Origin of the sequence: Flavobacterium limnophilum (genome assembly GCF_027111315.2) — a bacterium.
GTDB lineage: Bacteria > Bacteroidota > Bacteroidia > Flavobacteriales > Flavobacteriaceae > Flavobacterium > Flavobacterium limnophilum.
The window spans coordinates 93,685-114,962 of the sequence record NZ_CP114289.2 but is presented as its reverse complement, the minus strand read 5'-3'; the positions used below and the strand labels follow the sequence as shown (position 1 = coordinate 114,962).

Annotated in this window: 13 protein-coding genes; all 13 read right to left on the bottom strand. The window is 41.3% G+C overall.

The window, feature by feature from the left end:
* Nucleotides 1–7 precede the first annotated feature (7 nt).
* The 13 genes from OZP13_RS00460 to OZP13_RS00400 all read right to left on the bottom strand — a co-directional run bounded on the left by OZP13_RS00460 (nucleotide 8) and on the right by OZP13_RS00400 (nucleotide 20,918).
* Nucleotides 8–1,111, bottom strand: coding sequence for a glycosyltransferase family 4 protein (locus OZP13_RS00460; RefSeq protein ID WP_281298266.1), 1,104 nt, complete (start codon nucleotides 1,109–1,111; stop codon nucleotides 8–10).
* Nucleotides 1,112–1,133: 22 nt separating this feature from the next.
* The gene (locus OZP13_RS00455; RefSeq protein WP_281298265.1) at nucleotides 1,134–2,483 is read right to left on the bottom strand and encodes an oligosaccharide flippase family protein; all 1,350 of its coding nucleotides are present in this window, start codon (nucleotides 2,481–2,483) and stop codon (nucleotides 1,134–1,136) included.
* A 110-nt stretch (nucleotides 2,484–2,593) separates the two neighbouring features.
* The gene (locus tag OZP13_RS00450) at nucleotides 2,594–3,658 is read right to left on the bottom strand and encodes a Wzz/FepE/Etk N-terminal domain-containing protein (protein ID WP_281298264.1); all 1,065 of its coding nucleotides are present in this window, start codon (nucleotides 3,656–3,658) and stop codon (nucleotides 2,594–2,596) included.
* 65 nt (nucleotides 3,659–3,723) lie between these two features.
* Nucleotides 3,724–6,144, bottom strand: coding sequence for an SLBB domain-containing protein (locus OZP13_RS00445; protein WP_281298263.1), 2,421 nt, complete (start codon nucleotides 6,142–6,144; stop codon nucleotides 3,724–3,726).
* Between the two features lie 371 nt (nucleotides 6,145–6,515).
* Nucleotides 6,516–6,986 carry a UpxY family transcription antiterminator gene (locus tag OZP13_RS00440; protein ID WP_281298262.1) on the bottom strand — a complete coding sequence of 157 codons (471 nt, stop codon included), beginning with the start codon at nucleotides 6,984–6,986 and terminating at the stop codon, nucleotides 6,516–6,518.
* Nucleotides 6,987–7,097: 111 nt separating this feature from the next.
* The gene (gene rfbB / locus OZP13_RS00435) at nucleotides 7,098–8,144 is read right to left on the bottom strand and encodes a dTDP-glucose 4,6-dehydratase (protein ID WP_281298261.1); all 1,047 of its coding nucleotides are present in this window, start codon (nucleotides 8,142–8,144) and stop codon (nucleotides 7,098–7,100) included.
* 492 nt (nucleotides 8,145–8,636) lie between these two features.
* Nucleotides 8,637–9,920, bottom strand: a complete 1,284-nt coding sequence (locus OZP13_RS00430; RefSeq protein ID WP_281298260.1) for a nucleotide sugar dehydrogenase — start codon at nucleotides 9,918–9,920, stop codon at nucleotides 8,637–8,639.
* A 310-nt stretch (nucleotides 9,921–10,230) separates the two neighbouring features.
* A complete protein-coding gene (locus tag OZP13_RS00425) occupies nucleotides 10,231–11,622 on the bottom strand; it encodes a UDP-glucose 6-dehydrogenase (protein WP_281298259.1) in 1,392 nt (463 codons plus the stop codon).
* Nucleotides 11,623–11,682: 60 nt separating this feature from the next.
* Nucleotides 11,683–12,666 carry an SDR family oxidoreductase gene (locus OZP13_RS00420; protein WP_281298258.1) on the bottom strand — a complete coding sequence of 328 codons (984 nt, stop codon included), beginning with the start codon at nucleotides 12,664–12,666 and terminating at the stop codon, nucleotides 11,683–11,685.
* A 26-nt stretch (nucleotides 12,667–12,692) separates the two neighbouring features.
* Nucleotides 12,693–15,158 carry a polysaccharide biosynthesis tyrosine autokinase gene (locus OZP13_RS00415; protein ID WP_281298257.1) on the bottom strand — a complete coding sequence of 822 codons (2,466 nt, stop codon included), beginning with the start codon at nucleotides 15,156–15,158 and terminating at the stop codon, nucleotides 12,693–12,695.
* A gap of 12 nt (nucleotides 15,159–15,170) precedes the next feature.
* Complete coding sequence (locus OZP13_RS00410) at nucleotides 15,171–15,959, bottom strand: polysaccharide biosynthesis/export family protein (RefSeq protein WP_281299464.1); 789 nt, start codon at nucleotides 15,957–15,959, stop codon at nucleotides 15,171–15,173.
* Nucleotides 15,960–16,027: 68 nt separating this feature from the next.
* A complete protein-coding gene (gene recR, locus OZP13_RS00405) occupies nucleotides 16,028–16,648 on the bottom strand; it encodes a recombination mediator RecR (protein WP_281298256.1) in 621 nt (206 codons plus the stop codon).
* Nucleotides 16,649–19,724: 3,076 nt separating this feature from the next.
* Nucleotides 19,725–20,918 (bottom strand): ATP-binding protein, encoded by a 1,194-nt coding sequence (locus OZP13_RS00400; protein ID WP_281298255.1) that lies wholly within the window; start codon nucleotides 20,916–20,918, stop codon nucleotides 19,725–19,727.
* Nucleotides 20,919–21,278 lie beyond the last annotated feature (360 nt).

Below are 21,278 nucleotides of genomic sequence, written 5' to 3'. Positions count from 1 at the left end.
CCTGTCTTTATTTAACCGACTGATACACTTCTACTGTTTCTAGAAACGTAGTATCCCACGAAAATTGTTTCAATCGTTCTAATCCTTTTTCTTTTAGATTTTGTCGCAAGAATTCGTTGTTAATTAATTCAGCCACAGATTTAGCCAAAGACTCAGCATTGGTTGGATCAAAATAGAGGGCTGCATCTCCACCAACTTCGGGTAATGAACCTCCATTACTCAAAAGTGCAGGACAACCGCAAGCAAAAGACTCTAACACAGGAATCCCAAACCCTTCGTACAAACTGGGAAAACAAAAGAATAAAGCATGTGCATAATAATTAGCCAACACATCATCATTAATTATTTTCTTGAAAAAAACACGCTTTTCTAGTTTCAACGATTGTATTAAAAATAATTCCTGAGGCGAAAAATCACCTCCACCAGCACAAATTAATTTTAAATCAGCATCAATTAACATCTGGGCTATAGTCGTAACAAAAAAATCAAAATTTTTATAAATCCCTCTATTTCCAACAAACAAAACATAATTATCCGCTACCAAACGATAATCACCTATATTAAAATTTTGCAAGGAATTACCCAAATAAACTACTTCTATTTTTGACGGCTCTATATTGAAAATTTCAATAATATCATTTTTAGTAGTTTCGGATATGGCAATTACTTTGCTCGAATGTTTCAATAACCGTTTCTTGCTGTCAAATATCTGGGTGTCCGATTTCAAATTCTCATACTGATTAGAGAACTTCTCGTGTATCATATCATAAAAAGTAACCACAAAAGGTTTCTTTTTTATCTTTTCTATAAAAGAATCATCATAATAGGTAGGATGAAAAACATCAAAATCTCCCTTTTTTTCTACATAGCTGCTGATTTGCTGATTGACCGTACGAAAAATTTTACTTGTTATCCTTGAATTCGAATTAGGAAAAAAAGGTCTTAATTTTGGATTTACATCTTGGTTGTAATAAGCATTATTGGACAAAAGCAATGCCACGTCACAGCTGTTTTCAGTACCTTCAAATCTTTTAATTAATTCGTAAAAATATCTTGAAATGCCTCCAAATTGTTGTTGGGTAAATATTTGATGATCGTATTGTATTTTCATTATGTATTGAGATGTCTAATTGTTATTTATTCCAAATCCCGGTTGCTTTTTCTCTAATTATTTTAAAATATTGAATATAACTGATAACTCCCCCAAAAATCAAACAAATAAAGTTGGAAAGAGGCATGGCAAAAGTTCCCAAACCAAATATTTTAACCAAGATAAAACTCAATGGTATATTGACAATCCCCATAATAATTGCATATAAAATCTGTACTCTCAATTTACCCACTCCATTTGAAAAATTGGCAAAAATAGCATTCCAATTACTTACAGCAATATAGGCACAAATAGACAAGGACAAGGAAAATGATATTTGGACTGCATCACCAATCCATAATTTTATTATGAAATTTGCAACAATAAGCATAATTGCCAAAACAAGGACACTTAATCCCCAATACACTCGAAGTTTTTTAATGCTCAACTTTATCCAGTTAAAATCTTTACTATGATAAGCCTCGGTAAAAGCAGTCCAATAGGGTGTTAATAAAATAGTGAATAAAATGGTTACAATACTGTAATATTTATAAGCAATATTAAAATTGGTCACTTCGGCCGGACTGAAAAATTGGGCTATTAAAATATTGTCGGTCTGAAAGATTATTAAACCTATAATCTGCAAAATAAAAAATTGGGAACCTAAACTAATAATGCTTTTCGAATATTTTAGATCAACGTATTTAAAAGAGGGCTTGACCAGCTTAAACTGGCTTCTAAAAAGATAAAAATTCGATACTAGGGAGATTAAAAAAGGAATACCCGACAAGTACAATGCCAACAAAATTAAATTCCCGTTCGTGGTTTTTGTCAAAATCCAAACCGAAATGGTCAATCCAAGATTACTAATGAACAGCAATATGGAACTGACCGAAACCATTTGAAAAGAAGCCGCAACCACATTAACGATATCCGTTATAAATTTCAATAAAAAAAATAAAGAAACTATTGTAACAACGTTTTTCAATTCAGATTCTGGAATAAAACGAGAATTGAATATAGCCTGCCAGTCAAATAAATTATATAATATAAAATACAAGCCTATTAGCATACACGCAATTGTTCCGATTATAACATAGGTTGTACTTACATATATTCTGGCTTTCTCGATGTCTTTATTGGCCAAACTCTCGGAAAGCCTATTCTTTAAACCATTCGCAATACCAATATCAAACATGGCAACCCATCCAACAAGGGATGACAAAGTAAGCCATACTCCATAAACATCAGGCTTAATATAATCAATAGTCAATGGGATTAATGCAAATTGCAACAAGATGCTACCTCCCCTAAAAAATAGTGATAAAATAGTGTTTAAATTTGCCTTTTGTGTTCTATCCAGATTATAATTATTAAAATATTTTTTTATCATTTAATCCTAAACTTTTTAATAATTTCCATCCAAGTTGATTTAAGGCAAATAACCCTATGAAATATTTTTAATACTTTAACTTTAATAGTAATAAAAAACAACTCCGTTTTTTAAATAATTTCTTTAAAAACCCTCCTCATAATCAAACTGAATGCCACCAAAAACCCCACTAAAAACCCTCCCATTACAATTCCTTTAGCTTTACCAAATCGCTCTTTAGGTAATGGCAATATAGGCCTATCAATAACTTGTATCAAAGGCGTCTCTTTTCGCAAAGTCACTTTGGCTAATTCGGTCTGCTTTACCAATTCAGTTAAAATAGCCGTATTGGCCTGCACATCGACCTGCCTTCTTGCTGATGGCGCACGACGCACATTCAGTGCAGGATTCAAATTGAAGGTGTTGTCGTTGGCAACGGCAACTCCTGTAATGGCTCCATTCAATTCACCACGAATCGAGTCGGTCTGTTTTTGCAAAATGGCCATGTTGGCTCTTGCTTTTTTGGTTTTGGTCGCAACATAAAATTGTCCCACTTGCCGGGCCAAGGCTTCACAAAAATACTTGGAGAATAATTCGTTGGTAGAGGAAACATCTATACTAAGGATGTCTATCTTCTTGTCTTTTTGCCCAACTGTCAATGATCCGGACAAATTCTTGTAAATAACTCCAAAAATACTGTCATGTACGCGGGTGAAATAATTCCGACTGGGATTCGGCAGAAATTGAATGCTTTTGAATCTGGCATCTTTCTCCCAACCTTCTCGCCATTTTGAATTTTGTATGTACATTTCAGCCAAAGAAATTGTTTTGTTGTTAACCACAACAGGCATCAACAAGGTCTGCTCCACCATTTTTCTGGATTTGAACAACTGCGTCAAATTGGATCCCGAAAAAATACTGCCACCGCTTCCTCCCAAATCAAATCCAAAAGAACTCGCCAAGCCCAAGGCGCCGCCCAATCCTCCTCCCGGTTTTTCGTCTTCCAAGGCAAAAGTCAAGGTAGCGGTGTAAATGGGTTTTTTCATGAAAGAATAGGTCAAGCCAAGAACAGCTCCAATAAAACCTGCCAACACAATGATTTTCCATTGCGTTAGCAAATAAGAAAACCATTCCTTGCCTTTCTCAATTAATTCCTTTAAGGAAATTTCGTCCTGTCTTTGTTGTTCGCTTGCCATATTTATTTCTCGCTTATAAACTATTATCTGCTTTCCGCAATCTGTATTCTCCTAACAGATATATCCTATTTAAATGAGGTAACTATCAATAAAGCAATACTCGTAATTACACTACCTATACTAACCCACTCTCCTGTACTCATTTTTCTAGTTTCCGGCTTCTCGGGAACCACGATTTGCGAACCCGGCAATACCTTGGGATAGGAACGTATAAAAAAGAAGCTGCTGGATACCGCCGCCTGGCCGTTCGGATAAACGATGTAGGCTTTTTTCTTCCAACCCTTGGCGTCGGTACCGCCAACGGCATTCAAATAATAATTGAATCCTTTCCCGCCATTATACGGAATCTCCGAGGTCAAGAGCACGTTACCCGATACTTTCACGCCTTCATTGTAAACCGAAACTTCAATCTCGTCACCGGGAAACAAGGTTACATTGGTCTTGTTGTTGGGATCTTTGATTATTTTCCTCCAATCTACGGGAATGGTGGCATATTTTAGATCTTCTTTCATTTTTTTGACCACTTTACTCTGAACACTGTCTTTTTTCCCTAGATTCAAGTCAATATTTTCCAATTCCTCAATCTGCTTGGCCTGGATGGGACGCTTGATTTTCACGCCGTCCAAATTCGCTACCGAAGTCAAACCTCCCGCACGCTGGATAACATCATGTATCCTTTCCTTTTTGTTGGCCAAAACATATTTTCCGGTATAATGGACGGCTCCTGTTATCGTTACCATCTCCGGCTTTTCATATACGGCCATTCTGCGGATATTCACCACGTCAAAAGGCTCCAAGGCAAAGTTCTTGATTTGCTCGTTGTTGCCGGAAGTAATTTCCAGATTGAACAATTGGACTCTATTCGGATTATTCTCGTCAATTTCGTCCGATTTGATCATTCGCGCCACTTCCACTCTCTTCGAAGCCGAACCGGTCAATCCACCGGCTTGCACCAATAAATCGTTCAGGCTCAAATTGTCTTGATAGTCATAAACACCGGGTTTTTTGATTTCGCCATCAATGGTCACTTTATATTCCTCCCTAAAATCCAGAATGGAATATACGGTCACGATATCTTCTTTACGCAAAGGGATATTGGCTTCTGAATCTCCTGTCAATACTTTGGCCAAGTTCACGTTGACGGCTTCAGTGGTCAAGTCGGGTTTCAATCGAACGATGGTAGCCCTGTTCGTGTAGGCATCTTCTTTTAATCCGTCGGCTTGGGCGATCAGGTCGGAAATGCGCATTCCTTCATAAAAAGAATACGTATTGGGCCTGAAAACGGCTCCTTCAATTTTGATGCGGTTTTCAAATCGGTTTAAAATCTTCGAAACCCGAAAAACATCGCCGGAAAGAGGCTTGTAACTTCCGAATTCAGCTTGTTTGATGTCTTTTACCTTGAATTCTTTATTGGTTTTCTGCAACACGTTTACCGATGCCGTATAGGCAAATTCGTTGAACCCCGAAGCGAAAGACAATAAATCCTTGAAAGTTTCCCCGGTTTTCATCTCAAAAATACCGGGACGTTTTACCTGCCCTTCCACAGTGACTCTTTGTGTGTAGGCCGGAATCCGGATGACGTCATTGTCTTTCAATCCCACATTGTCCGACTGGTTGCCGTTGACCAAAAATTTGTAGATATCAATATTCTTGTACACTTTGTTGTTGCGCAACAACTCGATGTTTCTGTAACTGCCGTTTTTTCCGGGACCTCCACCCAAAAACAAGGCATTGTAAACCGTGGCCAAGGAAGAAACCGAATAATTACCCGGTTGCTTGCTGCCAATCAAGGTTACTTTTATGGTCCTGATGCGACTCAAACTCACTCCAACTTGCGACTGTCCCGATCGCACGGTGCTATAAACCCTGGCAATCGCTCCTTTAATTTTCTGGGTAGCGGCTTCAATGGTCATTCCGGAAACCGAAATTTGTCCCACATATTGAATCGTGGCTTTCCCTTCGACCGAAATGGGAACACTGGCATTAAATTCTTGCACGCCGTAAACACTGACCTGCAGTTCGTCTCCTGGTCCCAATATATAATTCACCGGAGTGGCCAATTTCGAACTGGGTTCAAAATTCAGGGTCGGATTGTCAAACAATTCCGATCCAAAAACCAGTGAGTTCAAGGTGTCTTTTACCTTCTTGTTGACTACTTTTTCCTGTTTTCGACCCAACTCTTCATCATTCCCGTCGAAATTGTTCTTGCTTGAAACTCCTGTGGCGGTGGATGACGACCCCAAACGCACTTTTAATTTGGCAAATTCGGTGGCCGACATTCCTTTGGCCAAAGCCATCGCTTCCATTTGGTCAATGCTGGTATTGTTGGCCTGTAACTGTGCTTTTACTTTGGCAATTTCGGTATCCGACAAATAATCGACTTTCACCGTACTCAAATCAGTGCCTTTCAACAAATCTTGCGCACGCAATGCCGCCGATTGAAAAAGGACAAACAACAATAAAAGGACTGTAACTATTTTTCTCATAATGCTATCTTGTGTTTTTTTAATGTAACTGGATTCCCTGGGTTACCATCGCCATAAATCAAGCGCTTGGTGCAATCCCGAATAATGTGATAAAAATTGCCGCCAATTCATGCGACCAAAAATAATCAAATTTTATTGTTGTTCAACGGCTTCGCCCTGGTGACTCCCAAAACAGGGGACACCAAAATCTAGAAGGTCGCAAATTTAGGATAAATAAAAAGAACACACGTCTTTTACTTACAAAATACCGAGACCCAAACTTGTTAAACCAAACACGATCAACCAACAATACCCTGCTAGAAATGAATCATTTACCCGCAACAACCGTAAAACAATCAATTTAAATAAAAATAATTTTTTGAATAAAAAAATTATTCTTCCTTTTTATCTACCCGAAGCAAGCATCCCAATGATTCCAATATCAGTATATAATGGTTTTGTTTCACTTCTTGAATGATGGCCGATTGGCTGACAAACGGCCCCGATTCCAACACGATTTTATCGCCTTTTTTCCATCGATCCAAGGTAACTTCGTAAGTGGCCGGTGCCGACAACCAATTCTGGATGGTCTCGATTTCCGAATCCCTGACCGTTGCGGGTTTCCCCAACCAAAACAAATAGCGAACAGCTCCCGGAATTTCAAAAACCCTGTTGCGGTTCCTGTCTTCAATCTGCACAAAAATATAGGAATTAAACAACGGCACACTTATTTTCTTCTTCCTGTCAGACCATTGACTGGTCTTTTCAATCAAGGGACAATAGGCCACCACCCCAATTTCATTCAATCGCTCCGCCACTTTCTTTTCCCATTTGGGCTTGGTGTACACTACATACCAATTCATGGTTTATCTGTTTTTATATTCTAACCTCCCACTTCTAACTCCCCACTTCCAACTTCCCTCTTCCAACTTCCCTCTTCCAACTTCCAACTCCCCACTTCTAACTTCCAACTCCTACGAATACATCTTCTCGTAATACTTCTCATACGCTCCCGAAGTCACGTTGTTCAACCATTCTTGATTGCTCAAATACCAATCGATGGTAATTTCCAGACCTTGTTCGAAAGTCACGGAAGGTTTCCATCCCAATTCTTGGTTGATTTTGTTGGCATCGATGGCATAGCGCAAATCGTGTCCCGGTCGGTCTTTCACGTAAGTGATTAGTTTTGCCGATTCCCCAGCTTCCCTGCCCAATTTTGTGTCCATGATTTGGCACAAAACCTTGACCAAATCGATGTTTTTCCATTCGTTGAATCCACCGATGTTGTAGGTTTCGTGATTCTGGCCTTGGTGAAAAACCAAATCAATGGCCACGGCATGATCTTTCACGAACAGCCAATCGCGGGTATAATTTCCATCCCCGTAAACAGGCAACGGCTTGTTGTTGATGATGTTGTTGATAAACAACGGGATTAATTTTTCCGGAAAATGGTTCGGCCCATAGTTGTTGGAACAATTGGTCAGCACATAAGGCAATCCGTAGGTTTCGCCATAAGCCCTCACAAAGTGGTCGGAACTCGCTTTGGAAGCCGAATAGGGCGAATTCGGATCATAAGGCGTGGTTTCGGTAAACAAGCCTTCGGCACCCAACGAACCATACACCTCGTCGGTGCTTACGTGATAAAAACGTTTGCCTTCGGCAGCATTTGCCCATTGTTTTCGGGCTGCATTGAGCAAATTCACCGTCCCGATCACGTTCGTTTTCACGAAAGCCATCGGATCTTCGATGGAACGATCCACGTGCGATTCGGCAGCCAAATGGATTACCCCGTCAAATTGTTGCTCTTCAAACAAATCATGGATAAACCGTTCATCGGTAATGTCCCCTTTCACGAAAGTATAGTTGGGTTCCTTTTCGATATCGGTAATATTCTCCAAATTTCCCGCATAAGTAAGCGCATCCAAATTAAAAATCTGGCATTCCGGATATTTTTGCACAAAACGTCTAACGACATGCGACCCAATAAACCCCGCTCCTCCCGTGATCAATATTTTTTTCATTATACAACTATTTCTTGTTTAACTATCCTCTTTATGATTTACTCTTTATTCTATATTCCCTAATTCCCTAGTCTTAATGCTATATTCTCCAGTCTTAATACTTAATTCTTAATACTTAATTCCATACTCTCCAGTCTCAATTCTATATTCTCCAGTCTTAATTCTTAATTCTTAATTCTTAATACTTAATACTTAATTCTGTATTCTTAATTCTACACTCTCTAGTCTTAATTCTTAATACTTGATTCTTAATACTTAATTCCACATTCTCCAGTCTTAATACTTAATTCTACACTCTCTAGTCTTAATTCTTAATACTTGATTCTTAATACTTAATTCCACATTCTCCAGTCTTAATACTTGATTCTTAATACTTAATTCTACATTCTCCAGTCTTGCCCCTTGATTATTAAACCTTAAACCATCACGCAATACGTTCCAAAACCCACAACTTCTAACCTCTAACTTCCAACCTCCAACTTCCAACCTCTCCTAAAGCCTTCCATCCGCCAAATCCCCCAAAACCCCTTTCACGTCATAAACAATGCTGTTTTCATTTCTTATGGAATTGAAATCCAACTCCAGGAATTCCTGGTGGGCCACTCCCAAAACTATGGCATCATAAGCAGTGGATGGACAGTCTTTGCTGGCGTTTATACCATATTCATGCAAGACCTCGACCGGATTGGCCCAAGGATCATAAAGATTTACGGTAATACCGTAATCTTCCAAGGCGCTAATCACGTCAACAATTTTGGTATTACGAACATCGGGACAGTTTTCCTTGAACGTAATGCCCAACATTAAAAGCGTCGCTCCATTGATGGTAATCCCCTTTTTAATCATTAATTTGACCACTTGCGAAGCCACGTAATCGCCCATACTGTCGTTCAAACGGCGTCCTGCCAATATTATTTCGGGATGATATCCATTTTCTTGTGCTTTCTGGGCCAAATAATACGGATCCACGCCTATGCAATGGCCTCCAACCAAACCCGGTTTGAAGGGAAGGAAATTCCATTTCGTGCCGGCAGCTTCCAAAACGGCATGGGTATCAATTTCCAGGATGTTGAATATCTTGGCCAATTCGTTGACAAAGGCAATATTGATGTCTCTTTGGGAATTCTCGATTACTTTGGCGGCTTCGGCCACTTTTATCGAAGGGGCAAGATAAGTCCCTGCCGTGATCACCGATTGGTACAGTTGGTTTACTTTGACTCCAATTTCGGGAGTGGAACCGGAAGTAACCTTCAAAATCTTGTCCACGGTATGTTCCTTGTCACCGGGATTGATTCTTTCAGGGGAATAACCCGCAAAAAAATCGACGTTGAACTTTAAACCCGAAATTCGTTCCAAAACCGGCACGCATTCCTCCTCGGTCACCCCGGGATAAACGGTGGATTCATAAATGACGATGTCACCTTTTTTCAATACCTTTCCAACAGTTTCGCTGGATTTGTACAAAGGGGTCAAATCAGGACGGTTGTTCTTGTCCACCGGTGTGGGAACAGTAACTATATAATAATTGCAATCCGCAATTTCTGAAAGAGTGGAAGTGCAGTACAAACCTACGGCATTCGTTTGGTTTTCCAACAATACGCCATGCAAAGTCGAAGCATCAATCTCGAGTGTGCTGTCGTTGCCCAACTTCAAGGCATCGACTCGGGATTGATTGATGTCAAATCCGGTCACGGAATAGTGGGTGGCAAACAAGCGCGCCAAAGGCAAACCAACGTATCCCAAACCTATAACGGCAATTTTTATGTCTTTACTCAATTTTTAAAGTGTTGCGATTCTTTTTCTAGAAAGAATCTTGTTGATAATGTACGTGTAAACAATCAACTTGTTGTTTAACGAACTAACGCTTCCTTTTTAATGCTATGCTAAAGTCCACGAATACTTTATATTTCAAATTTTGCAAACCTACTCAAAATAGAAATGCGTTTTTTACGGTTTCCCACATTTTATGATGTTTCGCAATCAAAAAAAACACTAAACCACTACAAACAAAACCTTTACACACAAATAAAATACTATCTCCAAACAGATAACAGATAACTGAAAACCGAAAACAGCCCCCCCCTATTTACGCTCCAATCCCATGATAAACAAACCCTATCTCCTGTAATTCCTCGCCATTCAATATATTTCTTCCGTCAAAAACAAAAGCCGGTTTTTGCATGCCATCGTATATTTTCTGCCAATCATAATGCGTAAATTCATCCCACTCGGTCAATACCGCTATGGCGTGGGCATTTTGGCAGGCTTCATAAGGATCGTCAAACGAAACCACGCCTTCCAGATTCTTTTCCAAAGATCGGGTTTCCAGATAATCCAAATCGGACACCATTTTTTTATGGGACACTTTGGGATCATACACGGCAATCTTGGCTTGTTCGTTGATCAAATCATTGGCCACGTAAATAGCCGCCGATTCGCGGGTATCGTTGGTGTCTTTCTTGAAAGCCCAACCCAAAAAGGTAATTTTCTTGTCGGCAACGGTGTTGTAAAGGGTTTGCACAATTTTGTTGGCAAACCGTTTTTTCTGGTGGTCGTTCATGATGATGACCTGTTCCCAATAATCGGCCACCTCGTTCAATCCATACGATTTGGCGATGTAAACCAGGTTCAGGATGTCTTTTTGAAAACAGGATCCTCCAAAACCAACCGAAGCTTTGAGGAATTTTGGCCCTATCCGGCTGTCCATTCCTATGGCTTTGGCCACTTCGTTGATGTTGGCTCCCGTTTTTTCGCAAAGCTCCGACAAGGCATTGATCGAAGATATTCTTTGTGCCAAAAAAGCATTGGCAGTCAATTTCGACAATTCCGACGACCATACATTGGTGGTCAATATTTTTTCCGGGGCTACCCAATTCGAATAAACAGCCACAAGTGCCTGGATGGCTTTTTGACCTTCGGCCGTTTCGTCGCCGCCAATCAAAATACGGTCGGGCTGCAACAAGTCGTCCACGGCGGTTCCCTCGGCCAAAAACTCTGGATTGGAAAGGATTTGAAACTGGACGCCATTTCCGGTATTGTCCAAAATACTTTTGATGGCCTCGGCAGTACGCACCGGCAAAGTCGATTTCTCGACCACGATCTTGTTGTCTTTGGCGATTTTGGCAATTTGTCTGGCGCACAATTCAATGTATTTCAAATCGGCGGCCATTCCCTTTCCTTTACCATAGGTTTTGGTAGGCGTATTCACCGATATAAAAATAATCTGGGCTTCGTCTATGGCTTTATCTACCTCGGTCGAGAAAAAAAGGTTTCTTCCCCTGGCTTCGGCTACCACTTCGCTCAAACCCGGCTCATAAATCGGGATGTTTCTAACGTCGGCATCATTCCAGGCCGCAATTCGATCTGCATTCAAATCGACCACCGTGACTTGAATATGGGGACATTTCTGTGCAATAATGGCCATGGTGGGCCCTCCAACATATCCTGCACCGATGCAACAAATTTTTGTAATTTTCATTTAATATATTTTTTTTCTTCTATCTATTCACTTCTAACTTCTAACCTCCCACTTCTAACCTTATTTCAAATGCTCCCAATACCAATCCACCGCTTCCTTCAACCCTTCCTGCAAAGAAAATTGCGGATCATAACCCAACAAATTTTTCGCTTTCTCTATACTCGCCAAAGAATGGGGAATGTCGCCTGCCCGGTTGGGACCATATGCAATGGCCACATCCGCTATTTTTGGATTGTGTGCCGACAAGAATTCCTTCAAATACCCCACCAAGTCGTTCAGCGTATGGCGGTCGCCATAAGCCGTGTTGAAAACCGTGTTGACTGCCTCCGGATTTTGGGTGGTCATCGCCAGTTCATTCATTTGAATCACGTTGTCGATATAGGTAAAATCACGGGAATAATTGCCGTCCCCGTTGATTAATGGGCTTTCGAGTTGCATCAACTGCATTACTAATTTGGGAATGACGGCGGCATAGGCGCCTTGGGGATCTTGTTTGCGTCCAAAAACATTGAAATAACGCAAACCAATGGTTTCCAATCCGTAAGTTCGACTAAAAATAGCGGCATACAATTCGTTCACGTATTTGGTGATGGCATAAGGCGAAAGCGGTTTCCCGATCACCTCTTCCACTTTGGGCAAGCCTTGCGAATCACCGTAAGTCGAAGAACTTGCCGCATAAACAAAGCGTTTGATCCCGGCATCACGAGAAGCGGTCAGCATGTTCAAAAATCCCGAGACATTCACCTCGTTCGTGCTAATGGGATCCTGGATGGATCGGGGCACCGAACCCAAGGCAGCCTGGTGCAAAACATAATCCACGCCTTGGACTGCATGCCGGCAATCCGACAAGTTTCGAATATCTCCCTCAATCAAACTGAAATGGGGATGGTTTATAAAGTCCTTCAAATTATGGCGGTGTCCGGTGGCAAAATTATCCAGACAAACCACTTGATGCCCTTGGGACAAAAAATAGTCGCAAAGATTGGATCCTATAAATCCTGCCCCTCCCGTTACAAGAATTGTGTTTTTTGTTGCTTCCTTCATGTTTACGTTTTTAAAGAACCTCTTTGTTAGACTTGTCTTTTGCGAAATTTACCCATTATCTTTTCGAAAATAGTTTTGGGCTTGTCATCCTCATGATAGCCGTTCGAATAGGTCGTGTCGCCATAGCCGTAGCCATAGCCATACCCGTAACCGGCTCCATATTTGGCCTTGTTCTGGAATCCGTTCAGGATAATGCTGGTATTGTTGAGTTCGCCACGTTTGACCCTGTTGTTGAGCAAGGTAATCATTTCTTTTTTGGTGAAATTCTGTCTCACGATGTACAAGGTGACATCGCAATATTGCGCCAACTCCAAAGCATCCGACACCAAACCAACCGGTGGCGTATCCAAAATGATGTAATCGTATTTAAGCTTGAGTTCTTCAATCAAGTTCTTCATCCCGTCGCTCATGATCATCTCGGCTGGATTGGGCGGAATGGGACCCGAAAAAATAACGTCCAGAAACGGGATGTTGGTGGCATTGATGATTTCGTCCACGGTTTTTTGCTTGATGATATAATTCACGACACCCACCTCATTGCTCAAATTAAACTCGTCAAACAGTTTGGGTTTTCTCAAATCCAGTCCAAGGATTACGGTTCTTTTTTCGCTCAAGGCAAATACCGTGGCGATGTTCAGGGAACAAAATGTTTTCCCTTCCCCACTGACGGAAGAGGTGATCATCAGGGTTTTGGCTCCATCCAATCGCTGCTGTTTGTACAAGAACTGCAGGGAAGACCGGATGGCCCTGAAGGACTCCGACAAGGCCGATTTCGGCTTTTCAAACACGGCCAAATCCGACTTTTCATTGCTCAGCCCGATAACGCCTATCAATGGTATTTGGGTTAATTTACTGATGTCTTCCGTGTTTTGAATGGAATTGTTGATAAAGAAAATCCCAAAAACAAAAAGCAGCGGAATCAATAATCCCAAAAACAAGGCCAACACATAATTTACCGAAGTTTTGGGCCCCACGAGTCCACCACCAATGTCTTTGGCGGGGTCTATAAAATGGATATCCGATAAATTGGCCGCTTTCACGATGTCGGCTTCGCTGCGTTTTTGCAGAAAAGTGCTGTAGATGTTGTCGCTTAAATCGTATTTCCTTTTAATTTTCAGGAGTTCCTGCTGGTCTTCCGGAAGCTGCTTCATCGTGCTTTCCGCCTCGTTGATTTTGCTGTCGACCAGGGCCAAATCATAGTGCAGGGCGGATTTGGCAGTGGCAATGTTTTCCAACAAAACTCTTTTGACCGCTTCCATTTGATTGTCGAAATCCCTGAATATCTTTTCGCTTTTCACGGCATAAGCCATTTCGGATCTTTGGGTGGAAAGCGAAATTAATTTGGATACGTTTACCACAATGTTCGGATCGTCAATTCCGGCCACCGAGGGAGCGGGAAGTTTGGAATAATCCACGCTGTTTTTCAAATAGGCCTTCAAGGAATTATAGTAAGCCATTTTGCGGGTAATCTCGTCTTTTTTGACGTCAAATTCCATAATCTTGCCCGAAAACTTGGAACCTCCCTCTTCAATGTCGTAAATGTTTTTGTCGCTCCTGAAGGATTTTAACTCGTTGGTGGTTTCTTTTAATTGCGACTCCATCGCCACGAGCGTGCTGTCGATGAATCGTATGGTGTTGGTCGCAAATTGGTTTTTGCTGTCCAATTGTCTTTTGATGAGCATTTTGACCGTGGCATTCAAATATTCGACCATCCTGGCTTTGTTGGTTCCCTGCATGCCCAAGGTGATGATCGAACCGCCTTTGTCGTCAGATTTCACGTTGATGCCCCTGTAGCTGGAAACGGTGCCGTCAAAATCATTGAACTGCACAAAATATTCGTTCCCTTTATACAAACCGGGATTGTCTTTTATTTGCAGTTTCCAATTCAAGAAAGGCAAGGAAACCCGCTCACCCACTTTGTATCTTTTGACAAAATCGCCAACGACCACCGAGGTAGTGCTGTATGAATTATCGAAATAGGAAATCATGGAAACGGAATTCGCCGCAAATGGTATTCGAATTTGGTATTCGTTTTCGCTCAAAAATTGGATCCCGATCAGGGTTCCTGCCAGTTGCCCCTTGCTTTTGTCGATAGCCACATAAAAAGGTACGGCACCGTAAGCATCCACCAAATTGTATTCGCCTTGTGCCAAATAGCTGATGTAATACTGCAATTTGTCGACAACCAATTCGTTGTGGGAACGCGATTGCAGGGTGGTGGAAATCGTCTGGACTTGATCTGAAGTACCTCCCCAATTGAAAACCAGGCTGGTATTGGAAGTAAACAAGGGATTGCTTTCTTCCTTGACGGAGATCAAGGTCTCCATGGCGTATATTCTCTCCTTGCGAATATTGACTTGATAAGCAATGGTGAAAGCGATGATCAAACTGAACAGGAACCATTTCCAGTAACTGCCAATTTTCAACACAAACCCTTTAAAATCAAATCCTGACTGGTCTTCGAAAACAGAAAAATCTTTTATGTCTATCATTTCGGATTTGTATTACAAATTTAAAAGCACTATGGCAGTGGTTACCAAGGAAATCAACGTAATGATGGTACTCAAGGATTCTATGCCTGTTTTACCGGTCCCCCAAGTTTTTTGTTTGAGGGGTTTTACATAGATATAATCATTGGGTTGCAAATTGTAATAAGGCGATTGCATCACGTTGATGTCCGTAAGGTCGATGTCGTGCATTTCGGTTCCCGAGGGCGATTGACGAATAATGGTTACCGCTTTCCTGTCGCCCGTTATGGTAATGTCTCCTGAATTGGCAATGGCCTCCATGATGTTCACGTGGTCTTGGAACAAGAATTTGGTTCCCACGCTTCCTACTTCGCCGTTAATCGTGTATTTGAATCCCGCCAATCTGGCAATCACGAAAATATTGGCTTCTTTTTTAAAATACTCGTCCAGAAGTTGTTTCTCGATTTTCATTCTTAATTCGTCAACGGTATAGCCTATGGCGGTAATCTCCCCCAAAACCGGAATGCGGATATTGCCGTGGTCATCAACCGTGTAACCGGAAAAATACAAGGAAGAACCCACGTTGTCCGTCTCCCCTTTGTTGGTAGGATTAAAAATGGTGGTCAGTTTGGGGTCGTCCGCTTTAATGGTAATGCTCAAAACGTCGTTCACCTGCAGTCGATAAGGCTTCAACATCACTTCCGATATGGAAGCAGTCGTTTCGGTTCCGCTTTTATTCTGGAGATAAATGAGGTCTTTGGTTGGAATACAGGAAACAAAAAAAACGCTCATTCCCACCAATATATAGCGCAAAAATTTATTCATGTTCAATTTTTTCAACAAATATAGTTTTTCATTCATCAAATTAAAAATATCGCCATCCATTAAATGAATTAATTGTTTTTAAAAAAATTCTCGAAAGGCACCCTTTGCAAAATACTCCTGCCCAAAGTAACTTCATCGGCATATTCCAGTTCGTCTCCCACGGATATACCCCGGGCGATGGTAGAGGTAATGACCCCGCAATCTTGTATTTGTTTATAGATGTAAAAATTGGTCGTATCCCCTTCCATAGTGGAGCTCAACGCAAAAATAATCTCGCTCGCCGCTCCCGATTTCACTTTCTCCACCAGCGTATTGATGTTCAACTGGCTGGGGCCAACGCCGTCTATGGGCGATATCTTCCCTCCCAGAACGTGGTAAATCCCCCTGAATTGCCCCGTGTTTTCAATGGCCATCACGTCGCGAATGTCCTCCACGACACAGATGATTTGGTGGTTTCTTTTGGTATTCGAACAAATCTCGCAAACGGCCAAGTCGGAAATATTGTGGCAACTGGCACAAAACTGGACCTCTTCCCGCATGGTCGTCAGCGCTTGCGTCAAAAACCCGGTTTGCTCCTTGGGCTGTTTCAATAAATGCAGCACCAATCGCAAGGCGGTGCGTTTGCCGATACCCGGCAACTGCGCCATTTCGTTCACTGCCTTTTCCAATAGTCTTGATGAAAATTCCATAAAGGCAAAGGTAACAATTTGGTTGGAATGGTTTAATCGGTTAGGAAAAGTTTAATCGGTAAAAAAAGGGTTAATCGGTAAAAAAAGGTTAATTGGTTAACTGGTTAATTGATTAAAAAAGGGTTAATTGGTTAATTGGCTTTATAAAACACAGGTGCTTTTAACTTTTAATACCGTTTAGACCTATAAATTACCTAATTGTCTGTTCGATGTAGATTTTTTTTTTCAAAAAAAGCCATATAAAATGAGGCTTTAGCGACGACACTTCCCCTCCTTTGGAGGGGTGCCCGAAGGGCGGGGTGGTTAATATTGTTTTTCTAAAAAAACATCAATGGTAGCGCAGTCGAAGCCTAGCTGTTCGATGTAGATTTTTTTTTCAAAAAAAGCCATATAAAATGAGGCTTTAGCGACGACACTTCCCCTCCTTTGGAGGGGTGCCCGAAGGGCGGGGTGGTTAATATTGTTTTTCTAAAAAAAAACATCAATGGTAGCGCAGTCGAAGCCTAGCTGTTCGATGTAGATTTTTTTTTCAAAAAAAGCCATATAAAATGAGGCTTTAGCGACGACACTTCCCCTCCTTTGGAGGGGTGCCCGAAGGGCGGGGTGGTTAATATTGTTTTTCTAAAAAAAAACATCAATGGTAGCGCAGTCGAAGCCTAGCTGTTCGATGTAGATTTTTTTTTCAAAAAAAGCCATATAAAATGAGGCTTTAGCGACGACACTTCCCCTCCTTTGGAGGGGTGCCCGAAGGGCGGGGTGGTTAATATTGTTTTTCTAAAAAAAACATCAATGGTAGCGCAGTCGAAGCCTAGCTGTTCGATGTAGATTTTTTTTTCAAAAAAAGCCATATAAAATGAGGCTTTAGCGACGACACTTCCCCTCCTTTGGAGGGGTGCCCGAAGGGCGGGGTGGTTAATATTGTTTTTCTAAAAAAAAACATCAATGGTAGCGCAGTCGAAGCCTAGCTGTTCGATGTAGATTTTTTTTTCAAAAAAAGCCATATAAAATGAGGCTTTAGCGACGACACTTCCCCTCCTTTGGAGGGGTGCCCGAAGGGCGGGGTGGTTAATATTGTTTTTCTAAAAAAAAACATCAATGGTAGCGCAGTCGAAGCCTAGCTGTTCGATGTAGATTTTTTTTTCAAAAAAAGCCATATAAAATGAGGCTTTAGCGACGACACTTCCCCTCCTTTGGAGGGGTGCCCGAAGGGCGGGGTGGTTAATATTGTTTTTCTAAAAAAAAACATCAATGGTAGCGCAGTCGAAGCCTAGCTGTTCGATGTAGATTTTTTTTTCAAAAAAAGCCATATAAAATGAGGCTTTAGCGACGACACTTCCTCTCCTTTGGAGGGGTGCCCGAAGGGCGGGGTGGTTAATATTGTTTTTCTAAAAAAAAACATCAATGGTAGCGCAGTCGAAGCCTAGCTGTTCGATGTAGATTTTTTTTTCAAAAAAAGCCATATAAAATGAGGCTTTAGCGACGACACTTCCCCTCCTTTGGAGGGGTGCCCGAAGGGCGGGGTGGTTAATATTGTTTTTCTAAAAAAAAACATCAATGGTAGCGCAGTCGAAGCCTAGCTGTTCGATGTAGATTTTTTTTTCAAAAAAAGCCATATAAAATGAGGCTTTAGCGACGACACTTCCCCTCCTTTGGAGGGGTGCCCGAAGGGCGGGGTGGTTAATATTGTTTTTCTAAAAAAAAACATCAATGGTAGCGCAGTCGAAGCCTAGCTGTTCGATGTAGATTTTTTTTTCAAAAAAAGCCATATAAAATGAGGCTTTAGCGACGACACTTCCCCTCCTTTGGAGGGGTGCCCGAAGGGCGGGGTGGTTAATATTGTTTTTCTAAAAAAAAACATCAATGGTAGCGCAGTCGAAGCCTAGCTGTTCGATGTAGATTTTTTTTTTTAAAAAAAGCCATATAAAATGAGGCTTTAGCGACGACACTTCCCCTCCTTTGGAGGGGTGCCCGAAGGGCGGGGTGGTTAATATTGTTTTTCTAAAAAAAAACATCAATGGTAGCGCAGTCGAAGCCTAGCTGTTCGATGTAGATTTTTTTTTCAAAAAAAGCCATATAAAATGAGGCTTTAGCGACGACACTTCCCCTCCTTTGGAGGGGTGCCCGAAGGGCGGGGTGGTTAATATTGTTTTTCTAAAAAAAAACATCAATGGTAGCGCAGTCGAAGCCTAGCTGTTCGATGTAGATTTTTTTTTCAAAAAAAGCCATATAAAATGAGGCTTTAGCGACGACACTTCCCCTCCTTTGGAGGGGTGCCCGAAGGGCGGGGTGGTTAATATTGTTTTTCTAAAAAAAAACATCAATGGTAGCGCAGTCGAAGCCTAGCTGTTCGATGTAGATTTTTTTTTCAAAAAAAGCCATATAAAATGAGGCTTTAGCGACGACACTTCCCCTCCTTTGGAGGGGTGCCCGAAGGGCGGGGTGGTTAATATTGTTTTTCTAAAAAAACATCAATGGTAGCGCAGTCGAAGCCCTTTTCAATAAAAAAAGGCAATACACGAGGAACGAAGCAGCAATCTACCCACTATAACGGCATCCACAACCCCTTCCTGTTCCCCTTTAGAGGCTAGGGCGTCAAACAACAACCGAAAACAGATAACAGATAACAGATAACAGATAACCGATAACAGAAAACCTTCTTCCTGTTCCACCTTTAGGAGACTAGGGTCAATTATTGGATTACTGCAAAATCGTGCCGGTAACTATTTTCCAGTTTTGTTTGTCACGCTCTAAGCGTCTCGGCCCTTTACTTTTCAACTTCATTGTCGCCCTCTTCCAACTCCCCTCTTCCCTCTTCCAACCGACAACAGAAAACCTTCTTCCTGTTCCACCTTTAGGAGACTAGGGTCAATTATTGGATTACTGCAAAATCGTGCCGGTAACTATTTTCCAGTTTTGTTTGTCACGCTCTAAGCGTCTCAGCCCTTTACTTTTCAACTTCATTGTCGCCCTCTTCCAACTCCCCTCTCCCATCTTCCATCTTCCATCTTCCCTCTTCCCTCTTCCCTCTTCCCTCTTCCCTCTTCCAACTCCCCTCTTCCAACAGACAACCGAAAACTCAATACAACATCCCAAACATCCAAAGGGGTATCGTTTTCAACATTGGAAACTCTATGTCATCTTTTACCACCCAAGCATTTTCCATATCCTCAAGTTGCTTTTGTCCCTTCCCTCTACCGCCCACTTCAAAGGTATATTTCCCATTGACAAAAAAATCACCCTTTTGGGGCAACTGCACTTTATGCAAGGGCAGCAATTGTGAAAGAAAAAAAGTCTCGCGCACCGTCCCAATATTGGGTTGCTGTTCAGCAAGGGCCGACAACAAAGTGCTGTTGTTCAGGAATATTTTTTCCGGCTTTTGCAGCACTGCCGTACTGTTGCCTGCCGAAAACAACAAGGATAGTATTTTGGCTTGCTCCAAATAATGCAAATAATTATTCAATGAATTTCTGTGAATTCCTATTTTGGCAGCCAGACCGGTTATATTGGGCTTAAAAGGGACTTGTTGCGCAATCACGTAAACCAGCTGTAACAACTTCTTGGCATTGCGAATATCAAAATCTTTCAGTTCGGCCATGTCCATTTCCACGATAGTCCGTATCAATTGATTGATGCGTTGGTGAACGGAAGAACTGTCAACCAGTCCAAAAGGGTAATAACCATAGTTCAAGTAATGGCTAAAATGTTCTAATGGACGAAAACCGACGGGAATATTCTTTTTAACTGCCCTACTGTCAAAAAGCAAATCTTCCAATCTTAGTATGGGGAGATCAATAATACCCCGCATCGACAAATACTCTCGGTAGGACAATCCCGGCAGCTCATACATCAAGGCTCTTCTGCTCAAATCACCTTCTTGCTTGGAAATGTCAATTATGGAAGATCCCGTGAAAATAATTTTTAAATCGGGAAAGAAATCATGCACATTTTTAATCTCCACTGACCAATTTTTGTATTTGTGCACTTCATCCAAGGCCAAAATAATGCCCCCATTTTTATAAAACTGGGCAACGGTATCTTTCAGGGAATGTTCCGTAAAGTACAAATCATCCAACGAAAAATAGGCCGCTTTCTCCGTGGCCAGGTTTTGTTCTTTGATCCATTGCAGCAAAAGCGTTGTTTTACCAGTCCCCCTTGCGCCTTTTATACCAATCAAACGACTATCCCATTGAATGAAATCAAATAAATACCGCTTAAAATCAAGCTTGGTAATAGCTGTTAAGCGTTCCGACTGTTCTAATAATACATTCATTTTGCATATTGTATTGTGCAAATTTAACCATTAATCACACATCAAAATAGGCAATTACACTATTTTTCAACATATTTACTAAAAAACAACCCAATTACGGAGAAAGAAACTAACTATTCTCGTACAAACAACCCGATAATCCGACCAGGGATCAAAAAACAACCCACAACCGATAACAGACAACCGATAACAGAAAACAGAAAACCTTCTTCCTGTTCCTCCTTTAGGAGACTAGGGTCAATTATTGGATTACTGCAAAATCGTGCCGGTAACTATTTTCCAGTTTTGTTTGTCACGCTCTAAGCGTCTCGGCCCTTTACTTTTCAACTTCATTGTCGCCCTCTTCCAACTCCCCTCTTC